Consider the following 3,268-nt stretch of genomic DNA (forward strand, 5'->3'; position numbering starts at 1 on the left):
AACCGGACCAGCGGGCGCTGACGGAGCTACGGGCGCAACCGGACCAGCGGGCGCTGACGGAGCTGCAGGTGCGACGGGAGCAACTGGCGCTGACGGGGCTGCAGGTGCGACGGGAGCAACAGGCGCTGACGGAGCTGCAGGTGCGATCGGTCCAACCGGTCCAACCGGTCCGACTGGACCTACCGGAGCCGACGGTGCTACCGGTGCAACTGGTCCTACGGGCGCTGATGGAGCAACAGGCGCCGCGGGTCCAGGCACTATCATTCCTTTCGCTTCCGGCTTGCCTCTTGTGCTGGCATCTACGGTAGGCGGATTGGCGTCAACAGTTGGCCTTGTCGGTTTCGGCAATAGCGCTCCCACCATTCTGTTAGCGGGCAATAGCATCGATCTGACAGGCGGCGCCGGCACGTTGTTGAACTTTGCATTCTCCGTACCAAGAGACGGTATCATCACATCGATAGCCGCTTTCTTCAGCACAACTTCGGCCCTCTCCCTTCTCGATTCGACGGTTACCGTCAGCGCTCAACTGTTCGGCACCCCTGTACCAAGCAATACGCTGACAGCCATTCCCGGAACCGAAGTTGCCCTCTCCCCTCCATTGACAGGCAGTTTGGCCATCGGCCAGCCATTGGATGGCTTGTTGACAGACCTCGCTGTTCCAGTAACAGCAGGAACAAGGCTATTGCTGGGCTTTACGATCACGACAACTGGCTTGACCCTTGTCAATACGGTCGCCGGATATGGAAGTGCGGGCATTACGATCGAATAACAACATTCTCAAAGACCAATAAGCCGTAGAATCGGCTTATTGGTCTTTTCCCCATTTTTTATCAGCATATGAACGTATGGACATCATCTATGAACATATACAGGTTGTTTTCTATTCCTCGAATTAGCCGGTAGATTCGCACATTTTTCTTACTTAATACTCGAAAATCTGAAACTTCTTCCCAAACGCACATACAAAATCCCCCACCACCTCGTACTATGAAGAAGCTCAAAAGGAGGTGTTTCAACTGGATAAACCAACAAAAAAACAACGACAAATCAAACTAGTGAATATGAAAAAGAAGAATAACAGTCAATCTATCAGTATTCATGCCAGCTCTTCCAACAAACACGGCAAGAAAAAAAGCTCCAAAAAAGAAAAGAAAGTCGTTGTCGTCAAACGTTGCAGAAGAGGAACGGTCGGACCGGTCGGACCAACCGGAGCCACCGGACCTACAGGAGCGACCGGCGAACGTGGACGCCGCGGCAAACGAGGTGATGATGGCAAACGTGGTGATGACGGCAAACGCGGCAGACCTGGCGCAACAGGTCCTGAGGGAGCCCCTGGTCCTCGAGGACTTCCTGGATTAGCAGGCGCGACGGGTGCCACTGGAGCTACAGGCGCAACAGGTACGATAGAGGGAGCATTATTTAATGTAATCGGAGAAGTGGGTTCGGCAGTCGTGGAGGTTGGCGAAGACCTGATCTTTGTATCCGACACGCTGGATATCACGGTTACCGAGGGCTCCGCAATCGTTCGTATCGAGGACCCATATCTTGGCGAGACGGGACCGACCGGTCCAACGGGAGCGGACGGCGCTACCGGAGCAACTGGGACAACCGGTGCCACGGGAGCTACTGGCGCTGATGGCGCGACGGGTGCAACAGGTGCCACTGGACCTACCGGCGCGGACGGCGCTGCGGGAGCGACTGGAATGACCGGTGCTACGGGAGCTACTGGCACAGATGGCGCAACGGGTGCAACCGGAGCTACTGGGCCTACTGGTGCGGACGGCGCTACGGGTTGGACTGGCGCTACCGGTGCTACGGGCAATGATGGCTCGACGGGAGCAACAGGTGCTACTGGAGCTACCGGGGCGGATGGCGCTACGGGAGCGACTGGAATGACCGGGGCTACGGGAGCGACTGGCAATGATGGCTCGACGGGGGCAACCGGGGCTACAGGAGCTACTGGCGCTGACGGCGTGACGGGGGCAACCGGGGCTACTGGATCTACCGGGGCGGACGGTGCTACGGGTGCGACTGGAGCTACCGGGGCGGATGGCGCTGACGGTGCGACGGGCGCAACCGGACCTACTGGCGCAGACGGGGCTGCAGGAGCTACTGGCGCGGATGGTGCTACCGGGGCAACCGGATCAACGGGCGCTACTGGCGCCGACGGTGCCACTGGATCAACAGGAGCTACTGGCGCTACTGGCGCTGATGGTGCGACGGGCGCAACAGGACCTACTGGCGCCGACGGTGCTGCAGGAGCCACTGGAGCTACGGGAGCTACTGGCGCTGATGGCGCGACTGGAACAACCGGGGCTACGGGAGCGACGGGCGCTGATGGCGTGACAGGTGCAACCGGAGCTACGGGAGCTACCGGGGCGGATGGCGCTACGGGAGCGACGGGCGCTGATGGCGTTACGGGGGCAACCGGAGCTACTGGGTCTACCGGGGCGGACGGCGCTACGGGAGCTACTGGCGCTGATGGCGTAACGGGTGCAACCGGAGCTACTGGGTCTACCGGGGCGGACGGCGCTACGGGAGCTACTGGCGCTGATGGCGTGACGGGTGCAACCGGAGCTACTGGCGCTGATGGCGTAACGGGTGCAAATGGAGCTACTGGGTCTACCGGGGCGGACGGCGCTACGGGAGCTACTGGCGCTGATGGCGTGACGGGTGCAACCGGAGCTACGGGAGCTACCGGGGCGGATGGCGTTACAGGTGCAACTGGAGCTACTGGATCTACCGGGGCTGACGGCGCTACGGGTGCAACCGGAGCTACGGGAGCTACCGGGGCGGACGGCGCTACGGGAGCGACGGGCGCTGATGGCGCTACAGGTGCAACCGGAGCTACTGGATCTACCGGGGCTGACGGTGCGACTGGAACGACCGGGGCTACGGGAGCTACCGGGGCGGATGGCGTTACAGGTGCAACCGGAGCTACTGGATCTACCGGGGCTGACGGCGCTACGGGAGCGACTGGCGCTGACGGCGCGACTGGAACGACCGGGGCTACGGGAGCGACGGGTGCTGATGGCGCTACGGGGGCAACCGGACCAACAGGCGCTGGCGGAGCTGATGGAGCTACTGGCGCAACAGGAGCTGACGGCGCTACGGGAGCTACGGGAGCGACTGGCGCGGATGGTGTTACGGGTGCAACCGGACCAACAGGCGCTGACGGAGCTGATGGAGCTACTGGCGCAACAGGAGCTGACGGCGCTACGGGAGCTGCGGGAGCTACGGGAGCTACGGGAGCTGACGGCGCTACGGG

Annotated in this window: 1 protein-coding gene and 1 pseudogene; both read left to right on the top strand. The window is 61.5% G+C overall.

The genetic code is table 11. The features are described 5' to 3' along the window. On the top strand, positions 1-769 hold a 769-nt coding region (locus tag PAT3040_RS31735), incomplete at its 5' end, for an exosporium glycoprotein BclB-related protein (protein ID WP_108995831.1). 238 nt (positions 770-1,007) lie between these two features. Next, positions 1,008-3,268: pseudogene (locus PAT3040_RS31740) on the top strand (collagen-like protein); the annotation flags it as partial.

The organism is Paenibacillus agaridevorans (genome assembly GCF_003112455.1).
Lineage (GTDB): Bacteria > Bacillota > Bacilli > Paenibacillales > Paenibacillaceae > Pristimantibacillus > Pristimantibacillus agaridevorans.